Source organism: Duganella sp. SG902 (assembly GCF_013376005.1).
Classification (GTDB): domain Bacteria; phylum Pseudomonadota; class Gammaproteobacteria; order Burkholderiales; family Burkholderiaceae_D; genus Rugamonas.
On sequence record NZ_JABMJK010000031.1, the window covers coordinates 1 to 20,462 of the forward strand.

The following is a 20,462-nucleotide window of genomic DNA, read 5'->3' on the forward strand; positions in this document are numbered from 1 at the left end:
GCCGATGATAGTGCTGCAACCAGTGTGAAAGTAGGTTATCGTCAAGCTAGTTATTAGTGAGAAGGCCCGGTCTGTGACCGGGCCTTTTTGCGTTTGGCGCAACAGTGAGTTTTGATCTGTGGAAATGAAAGGTGTACCATGTGTCCTTTCGCGCCAGCTTCACATCTCATGAAAAATAAGACAGCTCAAACAATGCTGTACTGCGCATTTGCGTTGCTGGCATGGGCGCCGGCCCGTGCGGACGACTATGCCGATGTCAGCAAGCTGGCCAAGGCAGGCAAAGTCGTCGAAGCCCTGAACAAGACCAATGAATACCTGAGCAAACGTCCCAACGACCCGCAGATGCGGTTCATGAAAGGCGTGCTGCTGACCGAACAGAACAAGTCGGAAGAGGCGATCGCCGTCTTCACCAAGTTGACCGAGGATTACAAGGATCTGCCGGAGCCATACAACAACCTGGCCGTGCTGTATGCCGCCAATGGCCAGTACGACAAGGCGCGGGTGGCGCTGGAAAAGGCGATCCGCACCAATCCGAGCTATCAGACCGCCTACGAAAACCTGGGCGACATCTACGGCAAGATGGCCAGCCAGGCGTATGACAAGGCGCTGGCCTTAGGCACGACCACGGCGGTGCCGGCCAAGTCCAAGCTGACCATGTTGCGTACCTTCTCGACCAGCACTGGCGGCAAGTTCGTTGGCGGGGAAACCGCAGTTGCGCAGGCCCCCTCGCCAGCGCCGGTGCCTGTCGCAGCTCCGGCCGTGGTGCCGGCGCGTTCGGCCGCCAGCGCCCAGCCCCCTTTGATTTCGCCGCTGCCGCCGCGGAATGTCGCCCAGACCAACGCCCCGCAGAAGATTCCGGCTTTGTCGGTGACGCCTCCGCCAGCTGCCGCGCCCAAAGTCGCGGCGGCGGTGGGACCGATTCCAGCGCCGGTCCCGGCGCCCGTCGTGGCCAAGCCGGCGCCGACACCGGTCGTCGTCGCTGCCGTAGCACCCGTGCCGGCGCCAGCGACGCCGACGCCGGTCAAGGCCGAGCCGCCCAAACCAGCCAAGCCGGAGTCAGAAAAAGTCGCCGCCAAGCCCGACACCTCGGAGCGCGATGCGGTGATGGCGCAAGTGAATGGCTGGGCCAAGGCTTGGGCCTCGCAGAACGTCGATGCCTATCTCGACTACTATGCCCAGCAGTTTGAGCCGCCCAAGGGCGTCAGCCGCAAGGCTTGGGCGGATGAACGCCGCGCCCGCATCGAAGGCAAGGGCCGCATCCGCGTGGAGGTGGCTGCGCCCGAGGTCACGGTGAACGGCAATACGGCCAGGGTCAACTTCCGCCAGACGTACGAGTCCGACCGTCTGACCGCACGCAGCCGCAAGACGCTCGTGATGGTCAAAAATGGCGGCAAATGGCAGATCAAGCAGGAAATTTCGGGTAACTGATGTCACACTTATTTTTGCGCAAATGGCGCACGGGCAGCGTGCTTGGTGCGCTTCTCCTCAGCCTGGTGGGAGGGGAGTTCAGCTACGCCGCAAAAAAGCCGGCGCGGGCGCCGGTCGCCCGTAAAGCCAATCCGGAAGAACTGCTCAACGATATCTACAAGGAGTTGGCCGCGCATGATCTCGGCGCCGCGCAGAAGAAGGCCGATTTGCTGGTGGAGGCGTATCCCAACTTCCGCCTGGGCCACCTGATTCGCGGCGATATCCTGTTGATGCATACGCGCGCGGTGACCAGCCTGGGCGCGGCCGTGCCGCCCGGCGCTGAAGCCAGGCTGGCCGACCTGCGGCGCGAAGCGACGGTGCGCCTGCAGGCCGAGCGTCCGGCGCCGACCTTGCTGCCGCGCGCGCTGCTGCAAATGCGCAAGGACCAGCGGCATGCGTTGATCGTCGATGCCAAGCATTCGCGTCTTTATCTGTACGAGAACACCAACGACGGCCTGCGTTTGCTGCAGGACTTCTACGTCAGCCAGGGCAAGCTCGGCATCAACAAGCTGAAGGAAGGCGATATGCGCACGCCGGTGGGCGTGTATTACCTGATCGGCCGGCTGCCCGGCGTCAAGCTGCCTGACATGTATGGCAAGGGTGCGCTGCCGCTCGACTATCCGAACGACTGGGACAAGATCAATGGCCGCAGCGGCTCGGGCATCTGGGTGCATGGCACGCCGCCGGAAACGTTCAGCCGGCCGCCGTTGTCGACCGACGGCTGCGTGGTGGTCAGCAACGACGATTTGAACTACCTGACTCGCACGGTGGAAATCGGCAAGACGCCGATCCTGATCGGCGACCAGGTTGAGTTTGTCAGCAAGGAACAGCTGGAAAAGGATCTGCGCCAGGCGGCTTCGCTGGTGGAGGCCTGGCGGCGGGATGTGGAGAGTCGCGATGACGCCAGCCTCAAGTCGCTATATTCCGCGCGCTTCAAGTCGGCGGCGGACGAGGATATCAATACCTGGCTGGACAAGAACCGCTACATCCCCAGCGCCAAGAAGATCAGCGTGACGGTCAGCGATCCGAGTTTCTTCCGCCAGCCGAGTCAGGAGGAAGTCATCGTCAGCAACTTCACGCAGCAGATCGTGATCGGCAAATTCCGTCACGCGGTGCGCAAGAAACAGTACTGGGCCAAGGAAGGCAAGAACTGGAAGATCGTCGCTGAATCCAACGTCTCATAAGATTCGGGGTCAGGTCCTCCATTTCTACGGATTCGGGGTCAGGTCCTCCATTTCTACACGGCCTCAACAGTTCAGCTGTTGAGGCCGTGTAGAAATGGAGGACCTGACCCCGATTTTTTACTTAGAAGTGGTAGGCTGCTTTGAGCTCGACGAAGTTCACGCCGGAGTTCGGTTTTTTGTAGCCGCCGTTCGAGAAGTGCTGCAGTTTCAGCGCTACTTCCCAGTTGTTGTCGAACACGTAGCCGGCGGCGATGTGGTCGCCGAACTGGAAGTGGGTCGACAGGCGGTTGTCGCTGTTGTTGTACAGCTTGGAGAACATGTGCACGCCGATGCCGCCTTCGTAGTACATGCCTTTCTTGTTGTCGTTCTGGAAGCGGAACACGGGGGTGAAGCCGATGTCCCACAGTTTCTGCTCGGCGCCGACCACGTTCTTGTAGCGGTTTTCCTGCCAGATGCCGGTGCTCAGTTCCCAGTAGCCGCCCAGATGGGTGCCGTTCGATTGGAACCATTTGTTGTCCCAATCCTTGGCGGCGTTGAAGCGCACCATTTGTACGTGCTCGCCGGCACCGACGTCGACCGACACGGAGTCGATCAGTTTGTCATCCGCGAACGCGGCTTGCGTCACGACCAGGGCGGCCGCGGCCGCGATCATTTTTTTAGTGAACATAGTATCCTTGCAATGTGAGTGCTGTATTTTTCGATTGTTATACGGCTAACCCGTGATTGTACCGGGGTTCGGAAAATAATTCTTGGAGCGAAATTGTCTACGCAAATTACCTTCTTAGGCATAGGCTTGATGGGGGAGCCGATGGTGCGCCGGCTGCTGGCGGCCGGCCACCAAGTCACGGTCTGGAATCGCACCCATGCCAAGGCTCAGGCGCTGGCGGTTGCCGGCGCGCGCGCCATCGCGGACTTGCCGGAGGCGGTGCGCGGCGCGGCCATGGTGATCTCGATGCTGGAGGCCGGCCCCACGGTGCAATTGGTGCTGGACGCGGCCCTCCCGGCGCTGGCGCCGAACGCGCTTTGGATCGACATGAGCTCGACCCAGCAGGCCGAAGCGCAAGCCTTCCACGCGCAGCTGAAGGCGGCAGGGCGGCGCTTCATCGATGCGCCGGTGTCGGGCGGCGTTGGCGGCGCGGCGGCCGGCACGCTGGCCATCATGGCCGGCGGCGCCGAGCGGGATTTTGCCGAGGCCGAACCGGTGCTGTCGGCCATGGGCCGCGCCACGCTGGTCGGCCCGGCCGGCAGCGGCCAGGTGGCCAAGCTGTGCAATCAGCTGATCGTGGGCGCCACTATTAACATTGTCGCGGAAGCCATGTTGCTGGCGCAGGCGGCCGGCGCCGATCCGGCGGCGATGCGCGCGGCCATCCGCGGCGGCTTCGCCGAGTCGAAGATCCTGGAGGTGCATGGCCAGCGCATGCTGGAGCGGAATTTTGTCGCCGGCGGCAAGGTCGCCACGCAGTTGAAGGATCAGCGCAACATCCTGGCGGCGGCGGAGGCTGCCGGCATCGTGCTGCCGTTGACGGAACTGGTGACGGCGCGCTACATGACGCTGGCCAAGACCATCCCCCAGGCCGATCACTCGGCCGCGCTGATCGGGCTCGAACAGCTGAATCCGGGGCGGCGCGTGGGCACGGCCCCCGACCAGCTAGGCTAGCGGCAGGCTGGCTTCCACCAGCTTGACCCAGAAGCTGGCGCCCACCGGCAGCAGGTTGTCGTTGAAGTCGTAGCTGCCGTTGTGCAGCACGCACGGGCCGAGGCCGTGGCCGCCGGCGCGATGGTCGCCCTCGCCATTGCCGATGAAGATGTAGCAGCCGGGCCTGGCTTGCAGGAAGTAAGCGAAGTCCTCGGCCGCCATCGACGGTTCGGTCTTGTCGTCCACCTTGTCGGCGCCGACCACGGCCTTCATCACCTCCACCGCGAAGCGGGTCGCTTCCGGATGGTTGATCAGCGGCGGGTAGTTGCGGCGGAACTTGAATTCGACTTCGGCGTCAAAGGCGGCGGCCGTGTTCACGGCGATTTGTTCCATTTGTTTTTCCAGCATGTCCAGCACGTCCCACGACAGGGTGCGCACGGTGCCGGCCATGCGCGCCTCGTCCGGGATGACGTTGGTGGCGGTGCCGGCCTGGATCTGCGTCAGCGACAGCACGGCCGTGTCCAGTGGACTGGTGCGGCGGCTGATGATGGTTTGCCAGCTTTGCGCGATCTGCACCGCGATCATCACCGGGTCGATGCATTTGTGCGGCTGGGCCGCATGCCCGCCCTTGCCCTTGACGGTGACGTAGAACTCGTTACTGGAGGCCATCAGCGGGCCTTCGCACACGCTCATGTGGCCGGCCGGGATGCCTGGCCAGTTGTGCATGCCGTAGATGGCGTCCATCGGGCACTGCTCGAACAGGCCGTCCTCGATCATGCGTTTGGCGCCGGCGCCGCCTTCCTCGGCCGGCTGGAACACCAGGTAGACGGTGCCGTCGAAGTTGCGGTGCTCGGCCAGGTGCTTGGCCGCGCCCAGCAGCATGGCGGTGTGGCCGTCGTGGCCGCAGGCGTGCATCTTGCCCGGATGAACCGAAGCATGCGGGAAGGTATTCACCTCCTGCATCGGCAGGGCGTCCATGTCGGCGCGCAGGCCGATCGAACGGCCGGAACCGCCGTGCTTGATGACGCCGACCACGCCGGTGAGGCCCAGGCCCCGGATCACGGGGATGCCCCACTCGGTCAGCTTGGCGGCCACCACGTCGGCGGTGCGTTGTTCTTCATAGCAGAGCTCAGGATGGGCGTGCAGGTCGCGCCGGATCTCCTGTAGCTCGGATTGAAATGCAATGATGGGATCAACCAGTTTCATGCTACTTCTCCACTATTCCGCTATTTCCATTTTTCCAATTGTAGCCCTTGTCCGCTGAGTTAAGCCAGAGCGCACGCAATGGTTTACGATACTGCTTTGAACCAACGCTTTTTGGATTTTTCAGACATGACAAGCACACAAGTCCGCGCAGCCTGCCCGCTCGACTGCCCCGACACCTGCGCCCTGCTGGTGACGGTGGAAGACGGCGTCGCCACCGCGGTCAAGGGCGATCCCGACCACCCGACCACGGCCGGCGTGCTGTGCACCAAGGTGTCGCGCTACACCGAGCGCACCTATCACGAAGACCGCCTGCTGTATCCGCTGAAACGCGTGGGCAGGAAGGGCGAGGGCAAGTTCGAGCGCATCAGCTGGGACGAGGCGCTGGACACCATCGCGGCCCGACTCAAGCCGATCGCCGCGCGCGCGCCGGAAGCCATCCTGCCGTACAGCTACTGCGGCACCATGGGGCTGGTGCAGGGCGAGTCCATGTCTTCACGCTTCTTCAACAAGATCGGCGCGTCGCTGCTGGATCGGACGATTTGCGCGACGGCCGGCTTCACCGGCTACAAATACACCGTCGGCGCGTCCATCGGCACCGACATGGAGCAGTTCCAGAATTCCAAGCTGCTGATCATCTGGGGCGGCAATCCGATCGCCTCCAACCTGCATTTCTGGACCCGCGCGCAGGAAGCCAAGCGCAATGGCGCCAGGCTGATCGCCATCGATCCTTACCGCTCGCTGACGGCCGAGAAATGCCACCAGCACATCGCCCTGCTGCCGGGCACCGACGCCGCGCTGGCGCTGGGCCTGATGCATGTGCTGATCAAGGAGGACTTGCTTGATCACGATTACATCGCACAGTACACGCTGGGCTTTGAACAACTGAAGCAGCGCGTGGCCGAATGGACGCCGGAGCGCGTGGCGGAAACCTGCGGCATCACGGTGGAGGAGGTGGTCGACCTGGCGCGCCTGTACGGCGGCATGGCCAAGGCCGGCGAGCCGGTGGCGATCCGCACCAACTACGGCGTGCAGCGTGTGCGCGGCGGCGGCATGGCGGTGCGCAATATCGCCTGCCTGCCGGCGCTGGTGGGCGCGTGGCGCCATCCGGCCGGCGGCGTGCAGCTGTCGTCCAGCGGCTCCTTCCCGACCAACAAGCCCTGGCTGCAGCGCACGGATTTGCTGAAGAAGATCCCGCGCACGATCAACATGACCACCATCGGCGACGACCTGCTGCGGCCTGCCTCGCAGGAGTTTGGCCCGCGGGTGGAAGCGGTCATCGTCTACAACTCGAACCCATTGGCGATCGCGCCGGATTCGGACAAGGTGATGCGCGGTTTCATGCGTGAGGATTTGTTCACGGTGGTGCTGGAGCAGTTCCAGACCGATACCGCGGACTACGCCGACATCGTGCTGCCCGCCACCACGCAGCTGGAACACGTGGACGCGCACACCTCCTACGGCCACCTGTACATGATGGCCAATAACGCCGCCATCGCGCCGATGGGCGAGGCCAAGCCGAACACCGAGATCTTCCGCCTGCTGGCGGCGCGCATGGGCTTTGACGACGACTGCTTCAAGGAGTCCGATGACGAACTGGCGGCGCAAGCGTTCAACGCGCAGGACGTGCGCGCGATCGGCTTCGATTGGGAAGCCTTGAAGCGGAAGGGCTGGCAGAAGTTGAACATGCCGGCGGCGCCGTTCGCGCAGGGCGGTTTCCATACGCCGTCCGGCAAGTGCGAGTTCTATTCGGCGCAGATGGAGAAGGATGGACTCGATCCGCTTCCCACCTATCTGCCGCCCTACGAATCGGTGGCCAGCAATCCGGAGTTGGCGAAGCGTTATCCGCTGGCGATGATTTCTCCGCCGGCGCGCAACTTCCTCAACTCCACTTTCGTCAACGTGAAAAGCCTGCGTTCGGCGGAGGGCGAGCCGCATCTCGACATCCATCCGGACGACAGCGCGGCGCGCGGCATCGCCAACGGCGACATGGTGCGCATCTTCAATGACCGCGGCTCCTTCGTGGCCAAGGCGCGCGTGACGGACAAGGCGCGCGCCGGTCTCGTTGTCGGCTTGTCAGTGTGGTGGAAAAAGCTAGCCACGGATGGTAAAAACGCCAATGAGGTTACCAGCCAACAGCTGACAGATATGGGCCGCGCGCCGACTTTTTACGATACACTGGTTCAAGTTGAGAAGGTCTCCGCTTGAAGGTAATGTATGCGCAATATTGCACGCCAAATGCTCCGCGCCAGGTTCTGGCTGGTGCCGGCGTGCGCCGCCGCGATGCTGGCCGGTTGCGCGCAATTCAAGTACTACATGCAGGCCGCGCAAGGCCAGTATGCGTTGTGGTCGGACGCGCGTCCGATTGAAGACTGGCTGGGCGATCCCACCACCGATCCCCAACTGAAGGCGCGTCTCGAAAAAGCCATGTTGATCCGCAAATTCGCGGTCAAGGAACTGGGCCTGCCCGACAACGCCAGCTACAAGAACTACGCCGCGCTGTCGCGCCCCTTCGTGCTGTGGAATGTGGTGGCGACCCCGGAGTTGTCGCTGCGCCCGATCCAGTGGTGCTTCCCGATCGCGGGCTGCGTCAGCTATCGCGGCTACTACAGCAAGGAAGACGCCATGGCCTACGCCGACGAATTGCGCAAGGAGCGCAACGACGTGCAGGTGGGCGGCGTGCCGGCCTATTCCACGCTGGGCTGGTTCAGCGATCCGCTGCTGTCCACCTTCATCAATTATTCCGACGCCGAACTGGCGCGCATGGTGTTCCACGAACTGGCGCACCAGGTGGTGTACGTGCAGGGCGATTCGCAGTTCAACGAAGGCTTCGCCACTGCGGTGGAGGAGGCCGGCGTGGCGCGCTGGCTGGAGCTGTACGGCACCGATCCGATGCGCGAAGCGTACACGCGCTACAACGCGCGCCGCCAGGACTTCCTGGCGCTGCTGGTGCGCCACCGCAAAATGCTGGCCGACCTGTACGCCGGCAAGACCAGCACCCGCCACAAGCGGGCCGAGAAGGCCCGCATCTTCGCCCACCTCAAATCGGACTACGCCAGGCTCAAGGAAAGCTGGGGCGGCTACGCCGGTTATGACCGCTGGTTTGCCGAGCCGTTGACCAACGCGCACCTCAGCGCGGTGGGAACTTACCACGATTTTCTGCCCGCCTTCCGCGCGCTGCTGAAACAGGAACGAACGTTCGTTCGGTTTTATGGCGCAGTGCAAAAAATAGCGACTCTTGATGTAGGTCAACGTCGACAGCAGTTGGAGCTCTTGGGCCGCCCGCCGTTGCTCAACGCCGAAGGCGGCAAGGGAGCGCAACCAAACGGCGAAGGCGCGCACTGATGCTGCGTTGCGGCATGAAAAGCCGTTAGAACCTCTGTTCTAATTATGGTTAAATGCGCTTGCGTACGGGCGTGCTGCCCGATAGCATCGCGTCATCAGCAAGCTCCCTGACCGGCTCTGTGCGCCGGCCTTACAACGATAAATATTCGAGACAAGAGGCACAGGATGGAGAAAATCTGGTTGAAATCGTATCCGCCCGGCATGCAGACCGAGATCGATACGAGTCAGTACCGTTCGCTGGTGCAGTTGCTGGAGGAGTCGTTCCATAAATATGCCAGCCGCAACGCGTATGTCTGCATGGACAAGTTCCTCACCTATGCCGAAGTCGACGCCCATTCCAAGCGCCTCGGCGCCTGGCTGCAAAGCCGTGGCCTGAAGCCGGGTGCGCGCGTGGCCATCATGATGCCCAACGTGCTGCAGTATCCGATCGCGATCGCCGCGATCCTGCGCGCGGGCTACACCGTGGTCAACGTCAATCCGTTGTACACGCCGCGCGAGCTGGAGCACCAGCTGAACGACGCCGGCGCGGAAGCGATCATCATCCTGGAGAACTTCGCCACCACGCTGGAACAAGTGCTGGGCAAGACCCAGGTCAAGCATATCGTGGTGGCCAGCATGGGCGAGATGCTCGGCGGCCTCAAGGGCATGCTGGTGAACTTCGTGGTGCGCAGCGTGAAGAAGCTGGTGCCGGCGTTCTCGCTGCCGAACGCGGTGCGCTTCAAGGATGCGCTGTCGCAGGGCGGCGGCATGAAGCTGACGCCGGTGCAGCTGAAGGACAGCGATCCGGCCTTCCTGCAATACACCGGCGGCACCACCGGCGTGTCGAAAGGCGCGACGCTGACGCACAAGAATATCGTGGCCAACCTGCTGCAAAGCGAGGCGTGGTCGCAGCCGGCGCTGGGCGGCTCGAGCGAGCAGGTGACCATCGTGTGCGCGCTGCCGCTGTATCACATCTTCGCGCTGACGGCGTGCGCGATGTGGGGCACGCGCGTGGGGGCGTTGAACATCCTGATCCCGAATCCGCGCGACATCGGCGGCTTCATCAAGGAGCTGGCGAAGTACAAGTTCAACATGCTGCCGGCGGTGAACACGTTGTACAACGCGCTGCTGAACCATCCGGACTTCGCGCATCTGGATTTCTCGGCGCTGAAGATCTGCAACGGCGGCGGCATGGCGGTCCAGCAGGCCGTCAACGACCGCTGGCTGAAGGTGACCGGCGTGTCCATCATCGAGGGCTACGGCTTGTCCGAGACCTCGCCGGTGGCCACCTGCAACCGCGCCGACAGCAAGGAGTTCACCGCCACCATCGGCTTGCCGGTGCCGTCGACCGACATCGCCATCCTGGATGACGATGGCAAGGAAGTCCCGCTCGGCACGGCCGGCGAGATCGCGATTCGCGGTCCGCAGGTGATGGCGGGCTACTGGAACCGTCCCGATGAAACGGCCAAGGTGATGACGCCTGATGGCTACTTCAAATCGGGCGACGTCGGCGTGATGGACGAGCGCGGCTTCGTGAAGATCGTCGACCGCAAGAAGGACATGATCCTGGTGTCCGGCTTCAACGTCTATCCGAACGAGCTGGAGGGCGTGATCGCCGCCCATCCGGGCGTGCTGGAATGCGCGGCGATCGGCGTGCCGGACGAGCACTCGGGCGAGGCGGTCAAGGTGTTCGTGGTGCGCAAGGACCCGAACCTGAGCGAAGCGGACCTGATGGCCTACTGCAAAGAACAACTGACCGGCTATAAAAAGCCGAAATACATTGAGTTCCGCGAGGAGCTACCAAAAACCAATGTCGGGAAGATCCTGCGCCGCATGCTGCGCGACGAACCAACCGGCGACAAGAAAAAGGCTGCATGAAGATGGAAAAGATTTGGCTGAAGTCGTACCCCGAAGGCGTACCAGCGGAGATTGATAACACCCAATACCGCTCGGTCACCCATTTGCTGGAAGAGTCCTTCCGCAAGTACGCTGACCGCAACGCCTTCGTGTGCATGGACAAGTTCATGACCTACGGCGAGCTGGATCAACTGTCCGCGAAAATGGGCGCCTGGCTGCAGGGCAAGGGCCTGCCAGCCGGCGCGCGCATCGCCATCATGATGCCGAACGTGCTGCAATATCCGGTCGCCATGGCGGCCGTGCTGCGCGCCGGCTACACGGTGGTCAACGTCAATCCGTTGTACACCCCGCGCGAGTTGCAGCACCAGCTGGTGGACTCCGGCGCCGAGGCCATCATCGTGCTGGAAAACTTCGCCACCACGGTGCAGCAGGTGCTGGCGCAAACCCCGGTCAAGCATGTGGTCGTGGCCACCATGGGCGACCTGCTGGGCGGGCTGAAAGGCGCGATCGTCAATTTCGTGGTGCGCAATGTGAAGAAGATGGTGCCGGCGTATTCGCTGCCGGGCGCGGTCTCGTTCAAGAAGGTGCTGGCGGAAGGTTCTGGCATGACGCTGCAGCCGGTCAAGCTGGGCCATGACGACATCGCCTTCCTGCAGTACACGGGCGGCACCACCGGCGTCTCGAAGGGCGCCATCCTGCTGCACCGTAACGTGATTTCGAACGTGCTGCAAAACGAGGCGTGGCTGCAAATGAAGAGCGGCGGCGAACAGATGGTGTTCGTCAGCGCGCTGCCGCTGTACCACATCTACTCGCTGACCATCAGCGCCTTCATGAGCATCCGTACCGGCGGCTTGAGCCTGCTGATTCCGAACCCCCGCGACATTCCGGGCTTTGTGAAGGAACTGTCCAAGTACAAGGTGACGGTGCTGCCGGCGGTGAACACGCTGTACAACGCGCTGCTGAACAATCCCGATTTCGCCAAGCTGGACTTCTCGTCCTACAAGCTGTGCAACGGCGGCGGCATGGCGGTGCAGAAGAGCGTGGCCGAGCGCTGGTTGCAGGTGACCGGCACACCGATCATCGAGGGCTACGGCTTGTCCGAGACCTCGCCGGTGGCCACCGCCAACCGCATCGACATCAAGGAATTCACCGGCACCATCGGCCTGCCGATCCCGTCGACCGAAGTGGCGATCCTGGATGACGACGGCAATCCGCTGCCGCTGGGCTCGACAGGCGAGATCGCCATTCGCGGCCCGCAGGTGATGGCAGGCTACTGGAACCGTCCGGAAGAGACCGCCAAGTCGATGACCCCGGATGGCTTCTTCAAGACCGGCGACGTTGGCGTGATGGACGAGAACGGCTTCACCAAGATCGTCGACCGCAAGAAGGACATGATCATCGTGTCCGGCTTCAACGTCTATCCGAACGAGGTGGAGGGCGTGGTGGCGGCGCATCCGGGCGTGCTGGAAGTGGCGTGCATCGGCGTGCCGGACAAGAACTCCGGCGAGGCCGTCAAGCTGTTCATCGTGCGCAAGGATCCGAACCTGACCGCCGAGCAGGTGCTGGACTTCTGCAAGCACGAGCTGACCGCCTACAAGAAGCCCAAGTACATCGAATTCCGCGATGAGCTGCCGAAAACCAACGTCGGCAAAATCCTGCGCCGCCAGCTGCGCGACGAGAAAGCCGCCGCTTAAGGCTTTCGGATACATGCGAGCCTGCGGGCTCGCATGGCGGTAGCCAGACGGGTGCGTACCTCGCGCTCGTGATCGAGATACCCTTCCACGTTGGCCTTGCGGACGGCTTCAGCCCAATGCTGATCGTCCACTTCCTGTAGCCGTTCGAATTCGGCTAGCGACAGCACGACCACCGATGTCCGGTCGGCTTTTTCCACCACCACGGTTTGCGTCAGCGCTTGATGCAGGTAACGATCAAGCTCGTGCGCGATTTCATCCTCAGACACTTTCAACATACGCCACCCCCTGCAAGCCAGTATAGAACCTGGCCGCGCCGATTCAAGCGCGGACCGGGCCCGCCCGGCCATCGCGCACCACGAAGGCGGCGGCGCGCGCTATGGGGCTGGCGTCGTCATGCACGTTGTCCAGCACAAGAAAATGCGCGCTGGTGTCGGACGGCGTGATCGTCAGCAGCATGTAGCCGCGCTTGTCGCTGCGGCCATATTTGATGCCGTGGTTCATCGATACATACTGCTCGGTACGGGTTTGCGGGCGCGAGGGCGAGGTGATCGAAGTGCCGCAGAATTCCGTGGCCAGCAGCGGGTTGTCGGGCGAGGCCGGCCGCGATGGATTGCGCGCCAGTTCGCACGCGAAGAAGCTATGGACGTCGCCGGACAGCACCAGCGGATTGCTGGCGCGGCTGGTGTGCAGGGTGTCCATCAATTTCCGGCGCGCCGCCGGGTAGCCGTCCCAGCCGTCGGTCCAGAAACGGCCGTCGCCTTCCTTCACGACCGGCAACTGGCTGTTCTGCGCCATCAGCGTTTGCTGGGCCAGGATGTTCCAGCGCGCCGGCGACGAGGACAGGCCTTGCGCCAGCCATTGCTCCTGCTCCCTGCCCAGCATGCCGCGGCCTAGGTCCGTCAGCGCCGGGCAGGTGCGCGGCTGGACGGAATTGGAGCCGCCACGGCCCGGCGGCGGGCAGGCCAGATCCGCGCGGTACTGGCGATCGTCCAGCACGTGGAAGCGTGCCAGCTTGCCCCAGTCGTAGCGCTGGTAGATGCGCAGGTGGGCGAAGTCGCGCGGTGTCAGGCGCAGCGGCATGTGCTCGTAGAAAGCCTGGTAGGCGGCGGCCCGCCGTTGCAGGAAGCGCGGGTCGAGACGTTCGTCCTGTTCGTTGCCGTAATCGTTGGCCACTTCGTGGTCGTCCCAGGTGACGATCCATGGCGCGGCATGGTGCGCGGCTTGCAGGTTGGCGTCGGTTTTGTACTGGGCGTAGCGGGCGCGGTAATCGGCCAGCGTGAAGCTCTCGGAGGCCCGCACAGCGCTTTTTGGGTGGCGCAGCTGGTATGGCCCCCACTCGTAGATGTAATCGCCCAGGAAGGCCACCAGATCGGGCGCGGCGGCCGCGATGTGGCGGTGCGCGGCGTAGGTGCCGAACTCCCAGTGCTGGCAGGAGGCGACCGCCAGCTTGAGTTGTTTGGGCATGCCGCTTGCGGCGGGCACGGTGCGCGTGCGGCCTACCGGGCTGACGGCGTCGCCCAGCATGAAGCGATACCAGTACCAGCGGTCGGGCCGCAGGCCGGTGACGTCGACGTGCACGCTGTGCGCCAGTTCTGGCGCGGCGCTGGCGGCGCCTTTGGCGACGATGCGGCGGAACTGCTCGTCCTCGGCCATCTCCCAGCGCACGCTGAAGGCCAGCCGCGGCGTGGCGGCGGCGTTGAGCGGATCGTGCAGGATGCGGGTCCAGATGATGACGGCGTCCGGCAGCGGCGAGCCGGAAGCTACGCCAAGGCTGAACGGGTAGGCATGGCCGCCGTCGCGGTTTTGCGCGCGTCCGGTTGCGCTGGCGCTGGTGAGCGCGGCCAGCGCCCCAAGGCGGCTGGCGGTGGCGAGGAAGATGCGGCGCTGGTCATCCATGCAACGGGGGCGCTGGCCGCGAGGGCTCAGGCGCCGATCAGCGTTTCGATCGACGGCACTTTGCGTGGCTTGCGGTCGGAGTCGGTGGCGACGTAGGTCAGGGTGGCCTCGGTCACCTTCACGGTATTGGTCTGCAGGCGGTTGCGCTCGGCGTACACCTCCACCTGCACGGTAATGGACGTATTGCCAACCTTGACAATATCAGCATAAAACGACAGCAGGTCGCCCACGAACACCGGGTTCTTGAACACGAAGGAGTTCACCGCGATGGTGGCGACGCGGCCGTTGGCGCGGCGCGTGGCCGGCAGCGAACCGGCGATGTCCACCTGCGCCATGATCCAGCCGCCGAATACGTCGCCGTACACATTGGCGTCGGACGGCGCGGGCATCATGCGCAGTTCCGGCATCTTCCCGGCGGGCAGGCCGCGGTTGACGGTGTTGACGTTGGGGACGGGATTTTGGGGCGTGGTCATCGTGATTTCTCTTCTGGGGCTACAATTATCGGGATTGAACCATAAAAAGCCAATATCCGCCATGCGCCGTTACGCCGATTCCCCGCCAGCTCCCGCCAGCACCACCGCTCCTTCCCGCAGCGATACCGCGACAATTAAAACCCTCATCCCATATTTATGGGTCTACAAATGGCGCGTGCTGCTGGCGCTGGGCTGCCTGGTCGGCGCCAAGCTGGCCAACGTCGGCGTGCCGGTGGTGATGAAGAAGCTGATCGATTCACTGACCATCACGCCGTCGCATCCACAGGCGCTGCTGGTGCTGCCGCTGGGCGCACTGGTGGCGTATGGCGTGCTGCGCGTGTCGACCACCCTGTTCACCGAGCTGCGCGAGTTCCTGTTCGCGCGGGTGACGCAGCGCGCGGTGCGCACCATCGCGCTGAAAGTGTTCCGCCATCTGCACGCGCTGTCGCTGCGCTTCCACCTGAACCGCCAGACCGGCGGCATGACGCGCGATATCGAACGCGGCACGCGTGCTGTCGGTTCGCTGATTTCGTACACCCTGTTCAACATCCTGCCGACACTGGTCGAGATCACGCTGGTGCTGGGCTATCTGGTCACGCACTACGATATCTGGTTCTCGGTGATTACCTTTGTGGCGCTGGTGTCCTACATCAGCTTCACCATCATCATCACCAACTGGCGCACGCACTTCCGCCGCACCATGAACGAGCTGGATTCCAAGGCCAACACCAAGGCCATCGACTCGCTGCTCAATTACGAAACGGTGAAGTACTTCGGCAACGAGGAGTACGAGGCCAAGCGCTACGACGAGGGCCTGCAGCGCTACGAAAGCGCGGCCGTCAAATCACAGACTTCCCTGTCGCTGCTGAACACCGGTCAGTCGATGATTATCGCGATTGCCGTCACCTTGATCTTGTGGCGCGCCACGGTGGGCGTCATCGAAGGCAAGATGACGCTGGGCGATCTGGTGCTGGTCAACGCCTTCATGATCCAGCTGTACATCCCGCTGAATTTCCTCGGCGTGATCTACCGCGAAATCAAGCAAAGCCTGGCCGACATGGAGAAGCTGTTCTCGCTGCTGGACCAGAATCGGGAAATCGCCGATACGCCGGACGCGCGTCCGCTGGTCACGCACGGCGCGCAAGTGCGCTTCAGCCATGTGGACTTCAGCTACGATCCGAAGCGGCAGATCCTGTTCGATGTGGATTTCACCATCGCGCCCGGCACCACCACGGCGGTGGTGGGGCACAGCGGTTCCGGCAAGTCCACCTTATCGCGCCTGCTGTTCCGCTTCTACGAGGTGAACGCGGGCAGCATCACCATCGACGGCCAGGATCTGCGCTCGCTGACGCAGGACTCGGTGCGCCATGCCATCGGCATCGTGCCGCAGGATACGGTGCTGTTCAACGACACCATCGAATACAACATCGCCTACGGCAAGCCGGGCGCCTCGCACGAGGAGATCGTGGCCGCCGCGCGTGCCGCATCGATCCACGATTTCATCGACAGCCTGCCGGACGGTTACCAGACCATGGTGGGTGAACGCGGCCTGAAACTCTCCGGCGGCGAGAAGCAGCGCGTAGCGATCGCGCGCACGCTGCTGAAGAATCCCGCCATCCTGATTTTCGACGAAGCCACGTCGGCACTGGACTCGAAGGCGGAGCAGGCGATCCAGGCGCAGTTGAAGGAAATCTCGCGCACGCGCACCACCATGGTGATCGCGCACCGCCTGTCCACGGTGGCCGATGCGCAGCAGATCATCGTGCTGGATCACGGCCGCATCGTGGAGCGCGGCACGCATCAATCGCTATTGGCAGCGGACGGACTGTATGCTCAAATGTGGGAGCGTCAGCAAGCAAGGACTGACGAAGAAGACATTGTGAATATAGTTTAATAAAGGGATCGACCATGAAGTCTCGTTTTGTTCTGGGTGCAGTCACCGCCATGCTGGCATGCGTACAAAGTGCTTACGCCGCCGATCCAACCGAACCGCAGTTCCGCGCCCTGTACAAAGAGCTGGTCGAAACCAATACCACGCTGTCGTCCGGCAGCTGCACGCTGGCGGCCGAGCGCATCGCCGCGCGCATGAAGGCGGCCGGCTATCCTGAGTCGGACCTGCACATCTTCACGGCGCCGGATCATCCGAAAGAAGGCGGCCTGGTGGCCGTACTACCGGGCCGCGATCCGAAGGCCAAAGCCATCCTGCTGCTGGCGCACATCGACGTGGTGGAAGCCAAGCGCGAAGACTGGACGCGCGATCCGTTCACGCTGGTCGAGGAAGACGGCAAGTTCTACGCGCGCGGCGTGGTGGACGACAAGGCGCAGGCGGCCATCTGGGCCGATTCGCTGATCCGCTTCAAGCAGGAGGGCTACAAGCCGCGTCACACGCTGAAGATGGCGCTGACCTGCGGCGAGGAGACGGCCGGCGCCTTCAATGGCGCCGAGTGGCTGACCAAGAATCGCCGTGAGCTGATCGACGCCGCCTATGCGCTGAATGAAGGCGCCGGCGGCGAGTTGAATGCTGCCGGCAAGCGCGTCTCGATGACGGTGCAGGCGGGCGAGAAGGTGGCGCAGAACTACCGCCTGGAAGTGGTGAATCGCGGCGGCCATAGCTCACGCCCTGTGAAGGACAACGCCATTTACCACCTGGCGGGCGCGCTGTCGAAGGTGCAGGGCTATGAGTTCCCGATCCAGCTGACCGATGGCAGCAAGGGCTATCTGAATGCGATGGCCAAGATCCAGCTGGACGCGGGTCACAAAGAGATCGCGGATGCGATGAAGGCCGTGGTGAAAGATCCGCAGGATGCGAAGGCGGTAGAGACGGTATCGAACGCGGACGCCAGCTGGGCTGCCATGCTGCACACCACCTGCGTGGCGACGATGCTGGACGGCGGCCACGCCACCAATGCGCTGCCGCAGCGCGCACGCGCCAACGTCAACTGCCGCATCTTCCCTGGCGTCTCGCAAGAGACGGTGCGCCAGGCGCTGGTGAAGGCGATCGACGACCCCGCTGTGAAGGTGGAAACGCTGGAGATTCGCGGCGAGAATTCGGCGCCGCCAGTGCTGACGCGCGCCATCATGGAGCCAGTGGAGAAGCTGACCGCGAAGATGTGGCCCGGCGTGCCGGTGATGCCGATCCTGCAGTCCGGCGCCACCGATGGCCAGTTCCTCAACGCGGCCGGCATTCCGACCTACGGCATCAGCGGCATCTTCCTGACCCCGGATCTGGGCAACATCCACGGCCTGAATGAATACATCGGCGTGCAGTCGCTGATGGAAGGCCGTGTATTCCTTCACGAACTGGTGAAGGTCTACGCGGAGCAGATTTAAGCCAGTGCGCGATATTTGAAATCGCGCAGTTTCACCGTGCCTGCACCCGCGCAGTAGACGCCGGGTTGCAGGCTGAGGAAACCGCCAAACACGTTGTGGTGCAGGCCGGAGACCTCCATCTGCCACGAGTGCTGCACCCAGTTCTTCCCGTCCAGCGAGTAATGGAACGTCACGACGTGGCGGTCGTTCCTCACGCGGATATGGACGGTGGAGACATCCATCTTCTCCCGCATCCAGCTTTGCTCCTGCGAGTGCGCGAAGGTCTTCATGTGTGTTGGCGTGAAGCCGATGCCGACATAGGCACGCTCGTTGTAATGCAGCAGCAGGCCGCCTTCAGCGTCAGCGCCGATGTCCAGCGTGATGGTGGCCTCGTAGGCGCGGTCGCCGGTGATGAAGGTCAGCGGCGACGAGTCGACCGGCGAGGTGCCTTTGCCTTTGATCGCCAGCACGCCGGGCGTATGCTGCACGCGCTTCATCTCATCCGGACCTGGATTGAAGAAGCTCCACTGCACGCCGAATTTCAGCGTCTTGAAATCGTCCGACTTGGCGAAGTTGTGTTGCACGGCCTTGCCTTTCTTCGGCATCGGCAGTGGCGAGGACAGGTCGCCGCCCTTGGCCTTGAACCAGCCGTCCTTGGTCCACTCGATCGGTTCGAGCAGGCATTGGCGACCCAGCGTGCGGTAGCCGTTCTCATAGCCGTGGTAGATCATCCACCAGTCGCCTGCAGGGCCTTCGACCAGCGTCGCGTGGCCGCGCGACCACCATTTCTCATCGGCGCTTTTGGTGCGCACCAGCGGATTTTGTGGGTGGTTTTCCCACGGGCCGTGGATGGAGCGCGAACGGGCCGCGATCACCATGTGGCTGGTCGGCGGGCCGGAGGTGCCGCCGACCGCCATCACCAGGTAGAACCATTCGCCGCGCTTGAGCAGCTTGGGGCCTTCGGGGGCGAACATCTCGACCACCCAGTCGGCTGGGTAGCGCCATGGCTCGTAGACTTTCTCCAGCTGACCGACGGTGGCCAGGCCGTCGTCGGTCAGGCCGATGCGGCGCACGCCGTTGACGAACAGATAGCGCTTGCCGTCCTCGCCGACCGCGTGGCCGGGATCGATGGCGCCCTGGATCTTGAGGTCGATCGGATCGCTCCACGGGCCTTTGATGTTATCGGCCCAGATCACGTAGATGCTGTCGCCGGCGGGGATGTAGATGAAGTAGCGGCCATTGTGCTTGATCAGGTCCATGGCCCAGATGCTGCCGAGCGGCTTGGTGAGGGCGGGGCCGATTGGCTGCCAGTTCACCAGGTCCTGCGAATGCCAGATGATGACGCCGGGGTAGGACAGGAAGGACGAAAACGTCATGTAGTAATCGTCGCCGTCCTTGAGGATGGTGGGGTCTGGGTGGTCGCCGGCGAGGATGGGGTTGAGGAAGGTGCCGTTGCCCAGATCGGCCTTGCGCTGGCCTTCGATGCCGCGTCCCCATTTCGGTTCCGGCGCCGCGTGCACCAGTTGTGGCGCCACGGCGGCGCCTGCGAGCAAAGTCTTCAGCGCAGTGCGCCGCGTAGCAGTCATGTCATCTCCATCCGAGCATAATTATCCCGAGATGGTGCATCAGCGGGTACGCCATCGCAATTACGAAAACCGCCAATCGGCGTAATGATTCCACACAACCGTCCCGCCCGCTTGCTATGATTCCCCGCAAAGCGCATTATGTTTTTGCGGACTACCCTCCGCTCACACGAGCTTTAACTTTGGTGGAGGTGCAAATGAAAGATAACGTGGCGTTGTTGGTCACCGGCTTGCTTTGCGCTGGCGGTGCGGCGCTGTTTTTCAGGCTCTTCGGCAGCGACGCAATCAACATTATTGTGTTGATTGCGCTGGTGGGTGCGCTCTTCGACAACGCCCGTTTGCGGCGCAGGCTGAGGGAGCTGGGTGCCAAGCCTGAGGGGAAGCGGACTTGGTTTTGATAGAATGCAGTCGCACTTTCAGGTTGACTTTTGATGCTGCGACGAGCTTACGCTAGTGTCATCGACATACGTCCAGGCGGCGCCCCGCGCAACAGGGGCATTGAGAGAGAAATATCGAATGCGTCTTATCATTGCACTGATCTTACCTTGGCTGACTTTCTTCACCATTGGCCGTCCCATCGCTGGAATTATCTGCCTCATTTTGCAGATCACTCTGATTGGCTGGTTGCCAGCGACTATTTGGGCCGTATATTCCTTGAGCCAATTCAAGACTGATCAAAAAATTGAGCGCGCGCTTGGCCGGCGAAATTAGTTTGGCGCTTCCGCTGAGAATGGCTAACATTGACTAGTCCTGGAATAAGTTGACGGGTAACCGCCTTTTTCGTTACCCGTTAATTAAGCTCCAGCAAAGACGCCCGATGAACTGCATCGGGCGTT

17 protein-coding genes are annotated in these 20,462 nt (G+C 62.8%); 11 read left to right on the top strand and 6 right to left on the bottom strand.

The window, feature by feature from the left end:
• Positions 1–192: 192 nt before the first annotated feature.
• Positions 193–1,428: a tetratricopeptide repeat protein gene (locus FHW83_RS30085; protein WP_229224424.1), complete on the top strand. Its 1,236-nt coding sequence runs from the start codon at positions 193–195 to the stop codon at positions 1,426–1,428.
• Positions 1,428–2,651, top strand: coding sequence for a murein L,D-transpeptidase family protein (locus tag FHW83_RS30090; RefSeq protein WP_176650047.1), 1,224 nt, complete (start codon positions 1,428–1,430; stop codon positions 2,649–2,651). Before FHW83_RS30085 ends, FHW83_RS30090 begins: the two co-directional genes overlap by 1 nt.
• Positions 2,652–2,772: 121 nt before the next feature.
• Here FHW83_RS30090 and FHW83_RS30095 read toward each other — a convergent pair whose 3' ends face one another.
• The gene (locus FHW83_RS30095; protein WP_176650048.1) at positions 2,773–3,318 is read right to left on the bottom strand and encodes an acyloxyacyl hydrolase; all 546 of its coding nucleotides are present in this window, start codon (positions 3,316–3,318) and stop codon (positions 2,773–2,775) included.
• A gap of 93 nt (positions 3,319–3,411) precedes the next feature.
• Between FHW83_RS30095 and FHW83_RS30100 the strand changes: the two genes are divergently transcribed.
• Complete coding sequence (locus FHW83_RS30100; protein WP_255490571.1) at positions 3,412–4,308, top strand: NAD(P)-dependent oxidoreductase; 897 nt, start codon at positions 3,412–3,414, stop codon at positions 4,306–4,308.
• On the opposite strand, the gene FHW83_RS30105 is transcribed toward FHW83_RS30100, so the two are convergent.
• Complete coding sequence (locus tag FHW83_RS30105; RefSeq protein WP_176650049.1) at positions 4,300–5,493, bottom strand: M20 aminoacylase family protein; 1,194 nt, start codon at positions 5,491–5,493, stop codon at positions 4,300–4,302. The two genes, FHW83_RS30100 and FHW83_RS30105, sit on opposite strands and share 9 nt — an antisense overlap.
• Before the next feature lie 126 nt (positions 5,494–5,619).
• Between FHW83_RS30105 and FHW83_RS30110 the strand changes: the two genes are divergently transcribed.
• The 4 genes from FHW83_RS30110 to FHW83_RS30125 all read left to right on the top strand — a co-directional run bounded on the left by FHW83_RS30110 (position 5,620) and on the right by FHW83_RS30125 (position 12,365).
• Positions 5,620–7,698 (top strand): molybdopterin-dependent oxidoreductase, encoded by a 2,079-nt coding sequence (locus FHW83_RS30110; RefSeq protein WP_176650050.1) that lies wholly within the window; start codon positions 5,620–5,622, stop codon positions 7,696–7,698.
• Positions 7,699–7,728: 30 nt separating this feature from the next.
• Positions 7,729–8,835 carry an aminopeptidase gene (locus tag FHW83_RS30115; RefSeq protein WP_229224425.1) on the top strand — a complete coding sequence of 369 codons (1,107 nt, stop codon included), beginning with the start codon at positions 7,729–7,731 and terminating at the stop codon, positions 8,833–8,835.
• A gap of 165 nt (positions 8,836–9,000) precedes the next feature.
• Positions 9,001–10,692 (top strand): long-chain fatty acid--CoA ligase, encoded by a 1,692-nt coding sequence (locus FHW83_RS30120; RefSeq protein WP_176650052.1) that lies wholly within the window; start codon positions 9,001–9,003, stop codon positions 10,690–10,692.
• 2 nt (positions 10,693–10,694) lie between these two features.
• Positions 10,695–12,365 carry a long-chain fatty acid--CoA ligase gene (locus FHW83_RS30125; protein WP_176650053.1) on the top strand — a complete coding sequence of 557 codons (1,671 nt, stop codon included), beginning with the start codon at positions 10,695–10,697 and terminating at the stop codon, positions 12,363–12,365.
• Here FHW83_RS30125 and FHW83_RS30130 read toward each other — a convergent pair.
• From FHW83_RS30130 to FHW83_RS30140, 3 genes are read right to left on the bottom strand one after another with little or no spacing between them, the layout of a single operon-like run.
• Positions 12,362–12,640 (bottom strand): hypothetical protein, encoded by a 279-nt coding sequence (locus FHW83_RS30130; protein ID WP_176650054.1) that lies wholly within the window; start codon positions 12,638–12,640, stop codon positions 12,362–12,364. The two genes, FHW83_RS30125 and FHW83_RS30130, sit on opposite strands and share 4 nt — an antisense overlap.
• A gap of 43 nt (positions 12,641–12,683) precedes the next feature.
• Positions 12,684–14,261: an alkaline phosphatase gene (locus tag FHW83_RS30135; RefSeq protein ID WP_176650055.1), complete on the bottom strand. Its 1,578-nt coding sequence runs from the start codon at positions 14,259–14,261 to the stop codon at positions 12,684–12,686.
• Between the two features lie 26 nt (positions 14,262–14,287).
• On the bottom strand, positions 14,288–14,734 hold the full coding sequence (locus FHW83_RS30140; RefSeq protein WP_176650056.1) for an acyl-CoA thioesterase: 447 nt from the start codon (positions 14,732–14,734) through the stop codon (positions 14,288–14,290).
• Between the two features lie 61 nt (positions 14,735–14,795).
• Here FHW83_RS30140 and FHW83_RS30145 point away from each other — a divergent pair, with 61 nt between their 5' ends.
• Entirely contained in the window at positions 14,796–16,628 is a 1,833-nt protein-coding gene (locus FHW83_RS30145) for an ABC transporter ATP-binding protein/permease (protein ID WP_176650057.1), read from the top strand.
• A gap of 14 nt (positions 16,629–16,642) precedes the next feature.
• On the top strand, positions 16,643–18,064 hold the full coding sequence (locus tag FHW83_RS30150; protein WP_176650058.1) for a M20/M25/M40 family metallo-hydrolase: 1,422 nt from the start codon (positions 16,643–16,645) through the stop codon (positions 18,062–18,064).
• On the opposite strand, the gene FHW83_RS30155 is transcribed toward FHW83_RS30150, so the two are convergent.
• A complete protein-coding gene (locus FHW83_RS30155) occupies positions 18,061–19,629 on the bottom strand; it encodes a family 43 glycosylhydrolase (protein WP_176650059.1) in 1,569 nt (522 codons plus the stop codon). The genes FHW83_RS30150 and FHW83_RS30155 overlap by 4 nt on opposite strands.
• Before the next feature lie 194 nt (positions 19,630–19,823).
• Between FHW83_RS30155 and FHW83_RS30160 the strand changes: the two genes are divergently transcribed.
• Positions 19,824–20,024, top strand: a complete 201-nt coding sequence (locus FHW83_RS30160) for a hypothetical protein (RefSeq protein ID WP_176650060.1) — start codon at positions 19,824–19,826, stop codon at positions 20,022–20,024.
• A gap of 118 nt (positions 20,025–20,142) precedes the next feature.
• On the top strand, positions 20,143–20,337 hold the full coding sequence (locus FHW83_RS30165) for a YqaE/Pmp3 family membrane protein (protein ID WP_176650061.1): 195 nt from the start codon (positions 20,143–20,145) through the stop codon (positions 20,335–20,337).
• Positions 20,338–20,462: the final 125 nt, after the last annotated feature.